Source organism: Mesobacillus foraminis, from assembly GCF_004340465.1.
GTDB classification, from domain to species: domain Bacteria; phylum Bacillota; class Bacilli; order Bacillales; family Cytobacillaceae; genus Mesobacillus_B; species Mesobacillus_B foraminis.
The window spans coordinates 250,110-266,550 of sequence record NZ_SLVV01000006.1; the positions used below are offsets into that span (position 1 = coordinate 250,110).

Genomic DNA, 16,441 nt, shown 5'->3' on the forward strand with positions numbered 1-16,441 from the left:
TCTCTTAATGAGAAGGGTCTTTTTTATATGAGAATTTTCAATTAAGAAGAACAGTCAACATATAGATACCCGATCATGGGGCTTCAATCTGATAGCTTGGAGTAAGGCGTGTCTTTGTTTTATTGAGAGCTGGGCTGGCCATTGCGTTGATCAATGCCTATAAAGGAAGAGGCGCATTCATACAATTCAGTGCACGTGGATAACTAAAAAAGGGAGAGAGGGAGCTTAAAGGCACCCTCTCTTCTCATATTTGGTAGATAAGCACCTTGAGCGTAAGCCTGTTATCGGCCTTATGTAGGATTTTATACATATTTCTATTTAATATAGAACAAATGTTCCCTTTATATGATATAATGGAGAGGCAATAGTAGGGAAACTCAAGGGTGGTCAGCTCATCCCCGAAGAAAGGGGGCGGTGCTGTGACGGTATCTGAAGCATTAATGTTTGCATGTACGTTTGCAAGCTTAATCGTAGCAATCCTGTCATTTAACCAAAAAAAATAATCCACCCTTGAGCTGACCGGCATCGGGTGAATTATACCTATTCTAAAGCTGGCCCCCTTGAAAGGGAACTGTCTATTGCAGTGACCGGTTGGTGTTACCAGCACCAGCGGTCCTTTTTTACTATATGTTTACACCACCTTATTATACCCGATTTTTCTTATGATGAAAATAAGAAGGTAGGACTCTTCTAAAAAAGTATCCCTGCGAGAACTCTATCAAGGGCTGGTGGGTAAATCCGGAAAAATATTTATGATACAATAGGAAGAAATCGAGGAGCTTTTATGTAAGCCCAAAGTTTATAGGTGAAAAAGGTCAATTGCATGGTGAAACTGCATGATGTTCATTTTATATAAAGGAAGGGGCTGAAGGTAGTGTACGAATTAAAAACGAAGGAAACGGACAACAGTGTAATTGAGTTTATTGAAGGGGTGGACAATCCTAAAAAACGGGAGGATGCCTATCAATTACTTGATATTTTTACAGAAACAACGGGCTATGATGCTAAAATGTGGGGCCCCAGCATTATTGGATTTGGTTCCTACCATTATAAATACGCTTCCGGCCATGAAGGCGATGCCCCTCTGGTGGGCTTCTCTCCCAGGAAAGCCAAAATCAGCCTGTATTTTGCAACGGGTGATGCCGCCCGTGAGGAGCTATTGAAGGACTTTGGCAAGCATACTACAGGCAAAGCCTGTGTGTACATTAATAAAGTGGCAGATATTAATGTCGATGTCTTAAAGGAACTGATCCTGCAATCTGTAAAATTCCTGCAAGAAACGTATCCTGACAGCCTGGATTGATACATACATACGAAAACCATAATTTTATTATGTAAACTTCAATAAAAAGAAAAAGCACCTCCCATCCATGCCAGCTGCATAATGGGAGGTGTTTTTTTTAGCCCTGCATAAGCTTGCCAGCCTGGAGAGCTTCTTTTCTTTCTTTGCGTCCTACCAAAGCCCAGTATAAAACCAGGGAAATAATGATTACTGGCACCATGGAGAAGAATAGGGAACGATAACCCATGAGGGGAACTAATGCCCCAAGTAAAAACGGACCGGCCCCTAAACCAATGTCATATAGAATATAGTAGGTGGAAGTTGCTAGACCCATTCGTCTTGGTTCTACACCTTTAATGGCCAGAGCCTGGGCAATGGAGTTAAAGTTGCCATAGCCGATTCCGATGATGCAGGCAGATGCGAGCAACATCACCCCGGTGGACGCTTCACTGAAGAGCACCATGCCGGCAGCAAACAGGATGAGAGCAGGGTAGACCACAATATTTGCCCCTTTCCGGTCCATTAACGGGCCAGTAATAGGACGAGTCAGCAAAATGGCAATTGAATAGACCAGGAAGAATAAACTTCCCGCTTCAACTAAATCGATTTCAGCCATATAAAACGATAAGAATGACATAATACCTGAATAAGCAAATCCCGCCAGCAGGGCAATGAGTGAAATCGGAACCGCTTTTGGTTCAATGTAATTGGCAACGGAAAATCCCTTTGTTTCTTCAGGGGCCTGTCCAGTTGAAACCTTGTTGTTCACTGCATCCATGTTCAGGAAGAAGGAGGTTGCGATACAGATAACAACTAATATCGTGTTGAAAACAAAGATGGCCGAGAATTGATCAAAGGATTGCAGCAGGAGGATTCCAATGAACGGTCCTATGGCTGTTGCCAAAACAGCGCTCATGCTAAAATACCCGATTCCTTCTCCCCGGCGTGAGGCAGGAATGATCTGGGCAATAACTGTACCTGTCGCCGTACTGATGACCCCTGACGATATTCCATGTAAGAGCCTCAATCCGATTAAAACAGCTAGATTGTTGGCAATAAAATAGGCCAGGGTTGTGAGGGTGAAGAGAACCAGGCCAATTTTAAACGTCTTCTTGCTGCCCAGGGAAACAATTCCCCGGCCTGTTATCAAACGGCCGATGAGGGAACCAATAATAAAGATACTTGATACAAGCCCCGCTGTACTTGTTGCAGTGTGGTATTCTTCCACTGCGTACTCGGCGATGGTCACCATCAATTGATAAAATATTAAAATAACCAGAAAGTTGATTAGTGATACTATGATGAAATTCTTTGTCCATAAGGGTTCTTTTTTTAATGTATCCATATGTTCTCCTTACTTTAATAAATTTTTGCGTATCGTTTCCAGTGCTGAAATCACGGTCCTTTGATCCTCTTCTGAGATTCCTTCCACAATGGAAGACAGGAAAGCATCGATTGTTTCACTAACCTCGGTGAAAACAGTTTCTCCCTGCTGAGTAAGCCGGATAATTTTCTCACGCTTATCCTTGCCTTGAACGGCTTCTACATAGCCCAATTCAGCAAGCTTGCGAACCAAATTGGAAGCACTCGGCTTCTCGATATAAAAGATTGAGGCAATTTCAACAATATTTTTAGGACCTTCCAATTTTAAAGTCCTCATAATTCCCCACTGAGAACTGAACAGCTGGTGCTTGGACAGGAGCTCATTGAGCATGTTCATATACGGGCGATGCATTGCATGATATTCCTTAAACAATTCACGATAAATCAAAGGAACCCCTCCGTTAATTAGTTAGCCTAACTAATTATTTATCAAATTTATCTATTTGTCAACCTCATTAAGGATTTTTAAGGATAGAGGTTATTGGACTCTGGTTGGAGGGAACGTTTTAGAAAGCAGGCAATCGCAAAAGACTTAAGGCCAGCCGTAAATGAGCTAATGCATACAAGGGTGACTGTTACAGTGTTGGAGGAGTCGGGAAGAAAGGGATGAAGTTTAGATGAGACCTCAAGCGTTTTAACTATTTTTAAGCTTGTGTCACTGCCACATTGGTATTGGAACCCCTTTTTGATTGGAATGGAACGTGTGAATACTCCTGCGGGATAGCGGGACAGGTGAGACCCCGCAGAAGCAGGAGCGACGAAGAGGCTTGCTGCCCGCCCAGCGGAAGTGAAACACCTCGAACGGAAGTCAACAGTCCATTCTTACAACAAGAAAAAAAAAGGGACTGTGACAAACCCGATTTTCATCGTACTTAATGGAATCATTTTTTTTAATGGTATGGCACTGTGGAGACCACCACAGCCATAAGTTTAGTAGTTTTCCATATTTGAGGAATAAAAAAATGCCTGCAAACCATAGTTGAACAGACCTACAGACACATTAAATTTTTTGCGTCACAAGCTCCACATTCCTTCTCATATAACGCTTACGGAGTTAGCTGTCGGATTCGGGCCTTGAGTAGCCCTGCCTTTAAAAGGATTCACCCCTAGGATTCAACATCAATCCATCTTCGTGGTTCCCCCGCACCAAACGGTTTCAGCGATTTAGAAAATTGAAACTGAGCTAATATTACTCCTGGATTTTGAAAAAGTAAATGTATTTTTTGTGACAAATCCCGGTGAAACACATTCTGTCAAAGAGGAGGGGGAGGGCGGAATAGAAGATAAGCCATTGTCTTACGGGGCGAGGCGCGAAAGTAGTGAATGGGGGTTTTGTGCGCAGGCTGGTGAGACAGGAAACACCTTTAATCTGTTGCCTAATTTTCGAATAAGGGGTTGGAAAGGTTTTTTTGTAGTGGGGCAGTATGAACTTTTTTTGGAAATGTATAGTTATGACCGTGTAGAGGTGAAGGCAGGGAAACAGCCATTCATCCGGAGAATAAATGGCTGATTTTGGAGTGTAGATTAGGTGACCCAAATAAAACCTATTTAACAGAATACAATGTTTTTGCTCCAACAAACTGTTGCAATTGTTGCTGTTCCTTTTTTCCTGGCATAAGCATGAGGATATTTATCGCATGAAAGTCATAAAATCATTGTCGGTTATACCCTTTCTCTCCAAAGGGCTTTAGCTGATCTACCCATTTTTCCTCGAGTTCAGCTAATGCTTCCTTCTCATTGAAGTACGGGGTGTCTTTCTTTTTTAGGATTTCCAGGACTTCAATGTGAAACGCGTCCTTTCCATAGTGTCTCCATTCTTCCTGAAGCTGTTTATTCGTGCTCACTCCAGTTTCCAGGCTGAATTTTAAGCCATTTAATGTTTTCAAATTACTGGTGCTTCCGACGAAGAATTTATTGTTAATCGTGTTTGTTATTTGGTAAACACCAGCTTGTATAGCTGTTTCTTTGTACATCTGTTTCAATTCTCTCTTTCGATCCATTTTCTCATCTCCGTTCCGCGTGAATTTATTTTTTTAACCAGTACTGGCTCCCATCATGCTTTCGGTCCAAAAATCCATAATCGATTAAATATCTTCTGATCAGGGCGTAATCTTCATAAAAAGTCTTGAGTGCTTCGTTTAATTCTTTCTCGGTATACACTTGTTCTGGGGTTAGCTGTCCAGCTATATGTCGAAGAATGACAAGTCTTTGTTTTTCCTTTGGCGGAAACTTCACCAGAACTTTTAAAGGAAAATACTTGTTTAGGATCTTTTCTTGCTCTTCTTTGGTGATGTTATACCTGTCATCGACCATTCTTGCAGTCTTATGCACCGGAATAAAAGCTGGTTCGTGCTGGTCCTTTTCTTTTAGCAATTCCATTAAGGCTAAAAATGTTTTTGCCTGACGTTCCTTTTCTTTCAAGGCAAAGCGGTGATGCCGAATGGTCGACTGACTTCCGATTCCCATCTCTTTCTGAATTTCTGCATCACTCTTTCCCTGGTAAAAAAGCCGGAGGAGACTGTTTTGATGTTCCGTCAGACCGGTAAGTTTTTTATCCATGGAAATCAGGTAATCAAAAACGGAGCCGTGAACACTCTCAATATGGATCCGTATATACTTTTCAGCTTCATATAACCTGTTTTCATAAGGATAGATGACTCCCTTTTCGACGACTTCTCCACAAAGCAGGCAATTAAAAGCTTCGTTTTGTTCCACATATCCATTTTTCAGATCCCCTAAATCAGCACTCCAAAACGAATCCGTTCGCTCCATTTCGTAAACACATCCCACTTAAGTTGGTTATATTATAAACGTATTTAAAAAAAGTTTACTATGATAGGAATTTTAAACCAAGGGTACGACCGTGTCAATATTATAGTAAACAATCGATAAATTAATTAGTTTATTTACAAACAAAGGTTATATTTGTTTATTCATTTTTTGAGATGGGATAGAGTTTGTTAATTTAATATCTCTCTTGTGGTATCCTTAAAAAGGAAAATTTTTCATTCATGCATGATTCCAAATCAACCAGGGGGAGGATAACCACATGGTTAAGTTTAGAAACGTAAAACCGGAAGATCTTCCGGAAATATTGGCTGTGGAAACTCAATGTTTTTCGAAAGCTGAAGCAGCGACGAAGGAAGCCCTTGACAAGCGCATTCATACAATTCCGGATAGTTTTTATGTGGCTGAAGAGAATGGGTTACTGATGGGATTTGTTAATGGACCCGTTATCGGGGAGGCCTTCATTTCAGACGATTTATTTAAAGAGATAGACGCAAACCCTCCGACGGGCGGACATCAAAGCATCTTAGGCTTGGCCGTGTCACCGGATTTTCAAAAGCGCGGAATTGCTTCCGCCCTGCTGGCACATCTCGAGAAAGCGGCAAAGTTGAAGATGAGGGAAACGATTACCCTTACCTGCAAAGAAAACCTGATCAGCTTTTACGAAAAACAGGGCTATCTATCAGCTGGGATATCAAATTCTCTGCATGGCGGAGTTACCTGGTTTAATATGGTGAAAAAGCTGAAATAACTGTTTATCATGCTCTCTACAGGGCCAATTTTTTATTCTGCTGAATTTGTAGAATGTGAAAGTCCGGAATGAAAATTATGTCGATAAAAACTCGGCCGAAATCATACATATGCATCCACATTTGGAAGAAAATAGAATATACTAGAGTGGTATTTTCAAAAACGATCAAAAGGGGAGCCAAATGAGAAAATCCAAACTGCTTTCTATTACTCTAGTATCCTTGCTCGGTTTTTCCAGCATCCTTCCTGCCACTGCAGGAGCAAACGGAGAGTCCGCTTCTGCGGAGAAGCTTCGAAAGAGCGAGATCAGGCCGAGTATCCAGACGAAAAAGAGCCTTGCACCAGATTTAGTCAGAAAAGTGAATCCGGCAGTTGAAAAGTTTAAGGAAAGGTCGGGCAAAGAAAACAGGCCCGAGGCGGTCCCAGGCGAACTCATCATCACATATGAAAAGGGGACATCAGCAAGTACAAAGTCTGGAGTCAGCAAACAATTCTCCCTGAAAAAGGAAGAGGTGCTGGAATCTATCCATTCAGAAGTCGTTACCGTTCCAAAAGGAAAGAAAGTGGCTGAATATATCAAGGAACTTGAAAAGGATCCGGCAATTGAATCCGTCCAACCTAACTACAAATATTATGCCAGCGATGCCCCGAACTACTATAACCAGCTCTGGGGCTTGAATAATGATTTAACTACGGAGCCGATTAAAGGAATAAAGGGTAATCCGGATATGGATATAGATATCAATGCACCCGAAGCTTGGACATCATATAAAAATCTGAAGGAAGTGGTTGTAGGCGTCATTGATACAGGGATAGATATTGAGCATCCTGATTTAAAGGGGTCAAAAAAAGAGGTATATGAAAAAATCTGGACAAACCCGGGGGAATCAGAGGCTAAAGCCAATGATGGAATCGACAATGACGGCAACGGCTTCATTGACGATGTTCACGGATGGGATTTCTACAATGGAGATAATACCGTATTTGATCCAATTCAGGGTGATGACCATGGTACGCATGTTGCGGGGACCATCGCTGCAGTCCTGGAAGGCGGCAGCACAAACGAGAATAAGGGGGTTGCTGGAGCCGCGCCAAACGTGAAAATCATGCCAATCAAGTTTTTAGGTCCAGATGGCGGGACTACTGCGGGAGCTATTGCTGCTATTGAATATGCCAAGAAAATGGGCGTTAAAATTACGAATAACAGCTGGGGCGGTGGCGAATACGACCCTCTGCTGGAGCAGGCAATTGCCAATTCTGACAGCCTGTTCGTGGCTGCAGCAGGAAATGAAGGGATGGACATCGATGAGGAGTATTCTTCCTACCCGGCAAGCTTCGAAAGCTCCAATATCCTGTCGGTAGCGGCGGTTGACAATCTAGGGCAGCTTGCACCTTTTTCAAATTATGGGAAACACTCCGTTGATATCGCTGCTCCGGGAGTCAATATTTTGAGCACAGTGCCTAAATTCCCTGTGGAAGAATGGGAAAAGGAACTGAAAGGAAATATCGGGGCAGCCGCCCAGGTCGATAACAAGACCTATGGTTTTAAGGCGGTCGTCGATGGTATTGGGTTTGATCGATTTACAGATGAAACAGAGCAGCAAGAAGCTTTTACAAATGCCTTGAATTATATTCTGCCTCAGGATACTAGTAAACCTAGAATCTTGCTTGTCCAGGACGATGAACATGAACTAGATTCTCAATTCAAAGGAACGGAAATCGAAGGTTATTTTAAAAACCTTCTTCCTATGTATGAGAAACTATTGAAAAAATATGAAAATACTTATGAAACAGTCACAATTGATGCCAACGGATCCCTGGAAAACAAGCTTGGGAACAAAAAGCTGGCCGACTATGATGGTGTCATCTGGTTCACGGGCAATGGATTCGGAATACTTTCCGATGAGTGGACAGCCTTAACGGCCAAAGATGTTAAGCTTTTAGAGGAGTATGTAAAAGGAGGTGGAAATCTTCTTCTTTCTGGCCAGGATGCGGTATCCTTCCTGGAAGGTACAGCATTTGTTAAGGACTTACTAAACCTGAATGTATTTTCCGACTTAGCCCCGCATTTAAATGTAGCAGGGACAGACGGAAGCATTTACAGTAAAAAAGATTATAAGCTTAACCGATTTGACGGTCTATTTCCGGCCGCAGACCTGTTCAAGCCTAATGGAGAAAATGCAAAAATATCTCTGAAACAGGTCTCAACTTATGACCAGGCCTATGATTACTATAATGGAACATCCATGGCCGCCCCGCATGCGACAGCAGCAGCCGCCTTGTTCGCAGGCTTGCATGATAGCCTGTCGCCTGTGTACTCGAAGCTGTATTTAAGCGATCAGGGCAAGAAGCTTGAAAGTTTGAAAGGCGCAATGGGGAGCGGGAAAATGATTAAAGCTACCGGACTTTCAACCTTCAATGACAACAGTATTCCGGGAGCTCCAATGAAGAACTTGACTCAGACAGGAACCCTTGACTCATCAAACGATAAGGATGATGTTTTTGCCATTTCCCTGAATGAAGGGGAAGGGGTCAGCCTTTCGCTGAGCGGGATTAATGGAACCGACTTTGATCTTTATGTCTATGACGAAGAGGCGGCAGATGTAAAAGGCTCCGTTGGCCTTGTTGCCAAATCCGAAAAGCCGGGGACCTCGGCAGAAAAAATCACCTTCACTGCCCCGAAGACCGGTTTCTATTTTATCAATGCCTATTCCTATAAAGGAAAGGGCAGCTATAAGCTTCAAGCTGGAAATTACCAAGGAAGCTATGAAAACGAAACCCGGCTAATTGGCTACAAAGGGGAATGGGATATCGATTCGAATGCCAAGCATTCAGGGAAAATGGCAAGTGTGCTGAATTCGGCTGGAGAAGCAACATTCAGCTTTGTCGGCTACAGCTTTGAGTGGCAAGGCTTCAAGAATGCCGCACAGGGAATTGCAGATGTTTATATCGACGGCGTTAAAGACAAGACTGTTTCGCTGTACTCACCGTCATTAAAAGCAAAACAGTCCATTTACAAAAAAGAGTTCTCTTCCTACGGAAAGCATACGGTAAGGATTGTCTGGACGGGCCGCAATGATTCAGAAAATGGAGGCCGGAAAAGTGCCACCACCATCAATATCGACCGATTTGTTGTTAAAAGCAACCCGGCATCCGTCAAAGCAGCCTATCATTCTGTTAAAAAGAGTCCGGTTATTACCTGGTCAAGTGTTGATTGGGCCGATTCCTACAATGTATACCGAAAGGAAAAGAGCCAGTCGGAGTATACATTGCTGAAAAAAGCAGATAAAAAGACTCTGAGTTTTACTGACAGTAAAGCTGTTCCGGGGAAAACCTACAGCTATGGTGTTACAGTTGTGACAAATGGTTCAGAGGAAACTCCGCGCTCCACCTCGGCTGCCTTCATATTCGATGATGACGTGAAGGGAAGCCAGGCCTGGGCAGGCGCCACAGCAAAAGGCAGCCTTGAAGCTGGCAAGGATCGAGACGCTCAGGATGTCTGGAAGAAGAAGCTGGAAAAAGGCAAGGTGTATGAAATCTTGTTAACCGGTCCGAAAAATACCAATTTCAACTTGAAGGTATATCAGCCTGGAACCAAAACGATTGCAGGTGCTAAGGCAGCTGCCTCTGCTTCAGCAAAAAGCTCCAGTGAGAAGATCATCTTCAAGCCAGCTAAAACCGGTACCTATTACTTCGTTTCTTCAGCAAGCAAGGGGAACGGCGGCTACACAATGACCATGAATGTACAGGGAAAGAAAAAGGTTGAGAGCAACAGTTCTTCCGTCAAGCGGGCCGGAACGTGGGCGGCCAAAAAAGACAGCAAAGCCTCCGGGGGATCTGTCCTTCAATCCAAAAAAGCCAAAAGCAGCGTAACCTACAAATTTACCGGAACCGGCATTTCGGTGTACGCATCCAAGTATAAAGATATGGGATCTGCCGATATTTATCTGGACGGAAAAAAAGTGAAGACTGGTGATCTGTATTCTTCTAAAAGCCTGAATAAGCAGAAAGTCTATCATACACAATCTTTGTCAAATAAATCACACACTCTTAAAATTGTTGTGACCGGCAAAAAGAGAAAAGCATCAAATGGCACCTACGTAAGAGTGGATGCCTTTGAATCAACTCATTTCAGTCCTGTTAAATAAGACAGCAATTGTTCCCCAAAGAGTTCATTGCCCTGACTGCAGACAATTCGGTGAAAATCGAAATTGTCTGCAGTCTTTTTTTTTGTTGGCGTACACAAGGGGCAGCCGATTTCCGTTCCAGGAGCTTCGCTTTCCGCGTGGCTGGCCGCTGATCCCGCAGGAGGCTGCGCGCCTTCCACTTTACAAAGTAAATGTATAATCCAGCCAATTTTAAATATAGTGACACCCACCGGTTGAAGTGTTAAAGGTACTTAACTGAGCCATTCGTTTTGATATAGGTAGGCTTTTATTTAAATGAAATTAGAGGAACTTCACTCATGATGCTTCTATAAATAATTGACAATATTCACAAAATATTTTATAGACCCACATACTAGATTACAGTATGATAGAAGAAATATAAGTCAATCTGACAAAATTGTAAAATATTGTATTTCGTATATTCAAATATTTGCATATAGAAACATTCTTTAACAGGAGGCAATATGAAATTTAAAACAAAGCTGTATGCTAGCATTGGCTCCTTGTTGCTATTATTTTTTGTTATTGCTGTGATTCTGATGAATATGCTGGAGCAGACAACTGTAAATATGAATGCCGTTGTGAATGAGCTGAATGCCAGGATAAAAATTGCGTCAGAGCTCAAGTATGAGACTTCCGCAATAGGAACACAGTTAAGCTCAATCGTATACAGCAAAGGCGAAGAGGATCGTACAAAGTACTCCAACGACTGGGAAGAAACCCAGATCAGCCTGCAGATTGCCATAGAATCACTTGAAAAAAAGGATGCACAGGAGAAAACCCAAGAACTGATTGCGAAGTATAAAGTCCTTTATCAATCTTATCTAAGCATGGGCCAGCAGGCGATGGCAATTGATAAACTGGATGGTGGCATGAATCTTCCTGCCACCTATTGGTCCGATTCCGAACTGGTTAGGCAAAGGATGATCCAAATTGCTGATCTCCTCTATGGACTTCAGGAACAAGAAATGAAAAATGAGCTTCTAAGGTCTAAAGATTCCTATAATTGGGCTGTAACCATCATCTATATTTATCTTGGGATTGCTTTGTTCATCGGCATTGGTTTTACCATGTGGGTCATTAGAAGCCAGACCAATAACCTCAACAAGGTTACCGCTGTCATGAAAAGCGCCACGGCCAGCGGATTCCATTCCTTGCCGAGAATCAAAATTTCCTCCAAGGGAGAACTGGGCGAGATTGCTGTGGCATTCAATAAAATGGCACAGTCGCTGGAAGAGCAGAGCATGCTGGAGAAACAATTGGTGAACCAGGCAGAAGAACAAAGCTGGCTGAATACTCAAGTTGCAGAAATTGCTACTATCTATCCAAAGGTTGAAAATGTTCAAATGCTGGCTGACCTTCTTATCACAAAGCTGGTTCCGATGGTTGGTGGAGCGAGCGGAGCTTTTTATATGAAGGAAGAGGAACACGGAAAGCATTATTTACAGAGGGTTTCCACCTATGCTTCCCACAATAATGAAAAGGATTTTGCACGGTTCCAGTTTGGAGAAGGCCTCGTAGGGCAATGCGCGAGCGAAAAGCGTCCCATTTTACTCGAGGATGTACCGGAAGATTACATAAAGATCGTTTCAGGAACCGGGAATGGTTCTCCTAGAAATATCATCATTTTACCTGTGCTGTTTGAACAAGAAGTTCTCGCTGTAATGGAATTAGCATCCTTTCGGCTCTATACGCCTTTGCAGGTAAAGCTCCTTGAAACAGTCAATCACCATATCGGCATTAAAATCAACAGTATTGCATCCCATATGAAGGCGGAAAGATTGCTCCGGGAATCACAGGCATTAACAGAAGAGCTGCAGACAAAATCGGAGGAGCTTCAGCTTCAGCAAGAAGAGCTCAGGACGACGAATGAGAAGCTTGAGGAACAATACAAAGCTTCCGAACAAAAGAACCGTGAAATTGAAAAGGTCCGGGGAGCACTTGAGGAGAAAGCTCAGCAGCTTGAGCAGAGTTCACAGTATAAATCCGAATTTCTTGCCAATATGTCGCACGAATTAAGGACGCCGCTTAATAGTTTGCTGATTTTAGCAGAAACTCTTTCTGAAAATGGAGCAGGCAACTTTACCGTCAAACAGCAGGAGTATATCCGTACAATCCATTCATCGGGCCAAGATTTACTTTATTTAATTAATGATGTTTTAGACCTGGCGAAAGTGGAGTCCGGAAAAATGGATATCAACCATGGCGAGATGGATTTGGGCGATGTACTGGACTCGATCTATCGGCAATTTTCTCCTGTAGCAAGCCAAAAAGAGATTTCCTTCACTGTCGAAATGGATGGAAACTTGTCCGCCGTGGCCTTTTTAACCGATCAGCAGCGTTTACATCAAATCCTTAACAATCTGCTCTCCAATGCCTTTAAATTCACCGCCAGCGGCAGTGTTTCCCTAAGGGTGGAAAAGGTCTGGAAGGAAAAAGGGGAAGGAGCTCAAGGGAACCCTATGCTCGCTTTCTCAGTCACCGATACGGGGATTGGCATTCAGGACGACAAACAGGACATGATCTTTGAAGCCTTTAAACAGGCGGATGGGACCACAAGCCGCAATTACGGAGGGACAGGGCTCGGGCTGTCCATCAGCAGGGAAATCGCCCAGCTGCTCGAAGGGTTTATTGAGGTCTCAAGCGAAGCAGGAAAAGGAAGCATCTTTACTTTATTCTTGCCGTACCGCCAAAAAATAGAGGAATTCACAGGACCTAAAGCGATTGCTGAGGTGTCTGTCAGTCTTGAAGAAACAGAGTCCGTCATTCTCGAAGAGGAACAAACCAGCCTCTATGATAATTGGATTCTGAAAAATAAGAAAATCCTGATAGTAGATGATGATATCCGAAATGTTTATGCCTTGACCATCGCCCTTGAGAAGTATGACATGAACATCATTGTCGCAGAAAATGGACGGGAAGGTCTGGAGGTCCTGAGGGAAAACCCGGATACCAATTTGATCTTGATGGATATTATGATGCCCGAGATGGATGGTTTAGAGGCGATGAGGCACATCCGAAGGATTCCGGAGTTTACAACATTGCCAATCATCGCCCTGACAGCAAAAGCTATGAAAAGCAGCCGTGAGGAATGCCTGGCCTCGGGAGCAACAGATTATATAAGTAAGCCGGTTAAACTGGATCAGCTGTTTTCATTGCTGCAGGTATGGCTCTACAGGAAGGAGGGCTAGAACATTAAAGCTCATCAGGTTCACAGTCCGGACGAGGTGGAAAGAATTGAAATCGATTTGCTTCTTGAGGCTGCTGCCCGTTTGTATGGCTATGATTTTAGAAACTATTCTTATACTTTCATTCAAAGGAGAGTCAGGCATTGTGTCTATAAAGAGAAGCTCGGGAGTATTTCCGCTCTCCAGGAAAAAATCCTGAGGGATACAGCAGTGATGGACAGTTTGCTTGCTGACTTATCAATTAATGTCACAGAAATGTTCCGTGATCCAGGCTTTTTTAAATCCATTCGTACAAAGGTGGTTCCATTGGTGAAGGATTCACCAAAAATCCGAATCTGGCATGCTGGCTGTTCCTCCGGCGAGGAGGTTTATTCCATGTCGATTCTCCTGTACGAGGAAGGGGTTTTCGATAAAGCGGAAATTTTTGCTACGGATATAAATCCAGCAATGCTTGAAAAAGCGAAGCGGGGCTCCTTCCCGCTGGAAGAAATGCAGCACTATACAAAGAACTATCTTGAAGCTGGCGGAAAAAGGGCATTTTCTGAATACTACAAGGCCGTGAAGGATCAAGTTTTTTTTCATCCATTTCTGAGCGAAAAAGTTCAATTTTCTCAGCAGGATCTGGCAAAAGGCGAGAGCTTTAACAATTTTGACATCATCCTGTGCCGGAATGTCCTGATTTATTTTAATAGGAATCTTCAAAACGAAGTCCATAAGCTGCTATATAACAGCCTAAGCCATTCAGGCTTTCTAGGTCTGGGTAAAAGAGAGGGGATAAAATTTAATAGTTATGAAGACTGTTACGGAGAAATTGATGCCTCAGAGAGACTCTATCGAAAAATTAAATAATTCTCCTGCGAATAAAATTAAGATCTTATTGGTGGATGACCATCCAGAAAATCTGCTGGCATTAGAAGCCGTTCTTACTTCGCCCGACTATCATCTGGTTAGCGCAGCCTCGGGGAAAGAGGCTTTAAAATGTATGTTGAAACACGACTTTGCTGTTATTTTGCTTGATGTCCAAATGCCTGGTCTCAATGGATTTGAAACGGCCAGGCTGATCAAGGCAAGGGAAAAGACAAGGCATATTCCCATTATTTTTATCACCGCGATCAGCCAGGAGATGGAGCATGTCCAGCAGGGATACGAAGCGGGAGCAATTGATTATATCTTCAAGCCTTTTCATTCAGAGACCCTGAAACAGAAAATTGACCAGTTTGTCCGGATTCATCAAAAGCATGAAGCGCATTTATTTCAGTCTGAGCAGGAACGGAAGCTTGAAATCAGAGAAATGAATAAAAAGCTGGATAAGGCTGCGCTTAATTTGCGCCGGAGTGAGGCGCTGGCCAGAGTAATCGGTGAAACAATCGTGGATACCATTCTTACCTTTGACGGGGAAGGTACGATTCTATCGGCCAATCCAGCAATAAAAACGATGTTTGGCTATGAAGCAGAGGAATTGATCGGAAATCATGCTGTGATGCTTTTTCAGGAAGTTCAGGGCATCAAAGTGACTGAGTCTGCCGAAACATTCTCATTTCTACAAGAAGAGTACATAGGCCAGGTCATAGAATCCACTGCCATGAGGAAGGATCGTACCCTATTCTACGCAGATGTTCTTTGCGGTAAAGCTGCTGTCGATGATCAGGACATTTTCGTTTGCACCGTCCGTGATGTAACACACCGGAAGCAGATGGAGGAGATGAAGAAGCAGAAATTCTCGGATATGGAAGCGATGGTGGAAAAACGGACCCTTGAGTTGATCAGAATGAATGAAAAATTGCAAAATGAGGTGGAGGAACGAAGGCGGATCAGCGATGATCTCACCGATTCGCAGGAAAGATTCCACAAAATCTTTGAGTCCAGTCCTTGCCTGATGGGAATTTTTTCGCAAAGGGACTTAACCTTCCTTGAAGTGAACACAAGCTGGATGAACGTTACTGGCTACAGCTGCCAAGAATTAAAACAGCTGGGAATGGACGGGAAGAATTTTATTAATGAGGCAACAGAGGGCGGGATTGATTTTAATGAGACAATCCGGAATCAGAGAGTCAGCTTCCGGACAAAAGATGGGGACCATCGCCATGGGCTGTTATCGACCGAATCCATTGATTTCCAGCCGGAACCATGCACACTTGTCGTCTTGACAGATATCACTGAAACCGTCCAGCTGGAAAAAGGGATGTCCAGGTTGGACCAGTTAAATTTGATAGGAGAAATGGCAGCGGGCATTGCCCATGAAATCAGGAATCCGATGACAACTGTACAAGGGTTTTTACAATTATCCAGAAATGACAGTGCGCATTTGTCACCTGAAATTACCGATGTTATGCTGGAGGAATTGAACAGGGCAAACTCGATCATAACGGAGTTTCTCAATTTGGCTAAAAATAAAGTTTCTATGAAGAAAAAGCAAAGCTTGAATGCAATTCTCGAGGCATTAGCTCCCTTGATCCAGGCGGAAGCGCTCCGCTCAAACAAGCGTCTGCAGCTTGAGCTTGAAACTTGTCCCTCTATCTTCCTGGATCAGAAGGAAATCCGCCAGCTGGTTCTGAATATCGCTCTGAACGGACTGGATGCGATGACTTCAAATGGGGTTCTCAGGATTAAGACCTATAGTGACAAACAGTTTGTTTTCCTGCAAATTATCGACCAGGGGCATGGAATCCGGCCTGAAGTCCTGCAAAAATTAGGGACTCCCTTCTTTACAACAAAAGAGGATGGAACAGGTTTGGGACTGGCTATTTGCTACAGTGTAGCCAAACGGCACCACGCGGAAATTGAGATCACCACCGGGAATGAGGGAACCGCCTTTACCATTCGGTTCGATCTCGAGCACAGCTTTGATCAATCCTAGTTTGCGGCGGCCAAAGAAGGAAGGG

The 16,441-nt window shown here is 43.3% G+C and carries 10 protein-coding genes and 1 riboswitch; of the genes, 6 read left to right on the top strand and 4 right to left on the bottom strand.

Going from position 1 to position 16,441, the window contains the following annotated elements; all coding sequences use genetic code 11:
* The first annotated feature begins 874 nt into the window (after window positions 1–874).
* Window positions 875–1,303, top strand: coding sequence for a DUF1801 domain-containing protein (locus tag EV146_RS12410; RefSeq protein WP_132006475.1), 429 nt, complete (start codon window positions 875–877; stop codon window positions 1,301–1,303).
* A 97-nt stretch (window positions 1,304–1,400) separates the two neighbouring features.
* Here the strand turns inward: EV146_RS12410 and EV146_RS12415 are convergent, their stop codons facing one another.
* From EV146_RS12415 to EV146_RS12430, 4 genes are all read right to left on the bottom strand, one after another.
* The gene (locus EV146_RS12415; RefSeq protein ID WP_132006478.1) at window positions 1,401–2,627 is read right to left on the bottom strand and encodes an MFS transporter; all 1,227 of its coding nucleotides are present in this window, start codon (window positions 2,625–2,627) and stop codon (window positions 1,401–1,403) included.
* Window positions 2,628–2,636: 9 nt separating this feature from the next.
* Window positions 2,637–3,053, bottom strand: a complete 417-nt coding sequence (locus EV146_RS12420; RefSeq protein WP_132006481.1) for a MarR family winged helix-turn-helix transcriptional regulator — start codon at window positions 3,051–3,053, stop codon at window positions 2,637–2,639.
* Window positions 3,054–3,692: 639 nt separating this feature from the next.
* Window positions 3,693–3,837, bottom strand: a riboswitch (cyclic di-AMP (ydaO/yuaA leader).
* A gap of 480 nt (window positions 3,838–4,317) precedes the next feature.
* Window positions 4,318–4,665, bottom strand: a complete 348-nt coding sequence (locus EV146_RS12425; RefSeq protein ID WP_132006484.1) for a GIY-YIG nuclease family protein — start codon at window positions 4,663–4,665, stop codon at window positions 4,318–4,320.
* A 25-nt stretch (window positions 4,666–4,690) separates the two neighbouring features.
* Complete coding sequence (locus EV146_RS12430; RefSeq protein ID WP_132006487.1) at window positions 4,691–5,437, bottom strand: DUF2087 domain-containing protein; 747 nt, start codon at window positions 5,435–5,437, stop codon at window positions 4,691–4,693.
* A 277-nt stretch (window positions 5,438–5,714) separates the two neighbouring features.
* On the opposite strand from EV146_RS12430, the gene EV146_RS12435 reads away from it, so the two are divergent.
* The 5 genes from EV146_RS12435 (at window position 5,715) to EV146_RS12455 (ending at window position 16,416) form a co-directional block, all read left to right on the top strand.
* Entirely contained in the window at window positions 5,715–6,203 is a 489-nt protein-coding gene (locus tag EV146_RS12435) for a GNAT family N-acetyltransferase (protein WP_132006490.1), read from the top strand.
* A gap of 181 nt (window positions 6,204–6,384) precedes the next feature.
* Window positions 6,385–10,350, top strand: coding sequence for a S8 family serine peptidase (locus tag EV146_RS12440; protein WP_132006493.1), 3,966 nt, complete (start codon window positions 6,385–6,387; stop codon window positions 10,348–10,350).
* 485 nt (window positions 10,351–10,835) lie between these two features.
* Window positions 10,836–13,562, top strand: a complete 2,727-nt coding sequence (locus tag EV146_RS12445; protein WP_132006496.1) for a hybrid sensor histidine kinase/response regulator — start codon at window positions 10,836–10,838, stop codon at window positions 13,560–13,562.
* A 36-nt stretch (window positions 13,563–13,598) separates the two neighbouring features.
* The gene (locus EV146_RS12450) at window positions 13,599–14,408 is read left to right on the top strand and encodes a CheR family methyltransferase (protein WP_132006499.1); all 810 of its coding nucleotides are present in this window, start codon (window positions 13,599–13,601) and stop codon (window positions 14,406–14,408) included.
* Window positions 14,350–16,416 carry a PAS domain S-box protein gene (locus EV146_RS12455; RefSeq protein ID WP_241993901.1) on the top strand — a complete coding sequence of 689 codons (2,067 nt, stop codon included), beginning with the start codon at window positions 14,350–14,352 and terminating at the stop codon, window positions 16,414–16,416. Before EV146_RS12450 ends, EV146_RS12455 begins: the two co-directional genes overlap by 59 nt.
* Window positions 16,417–16,441 lie beyond the last annotated feature (25 nt).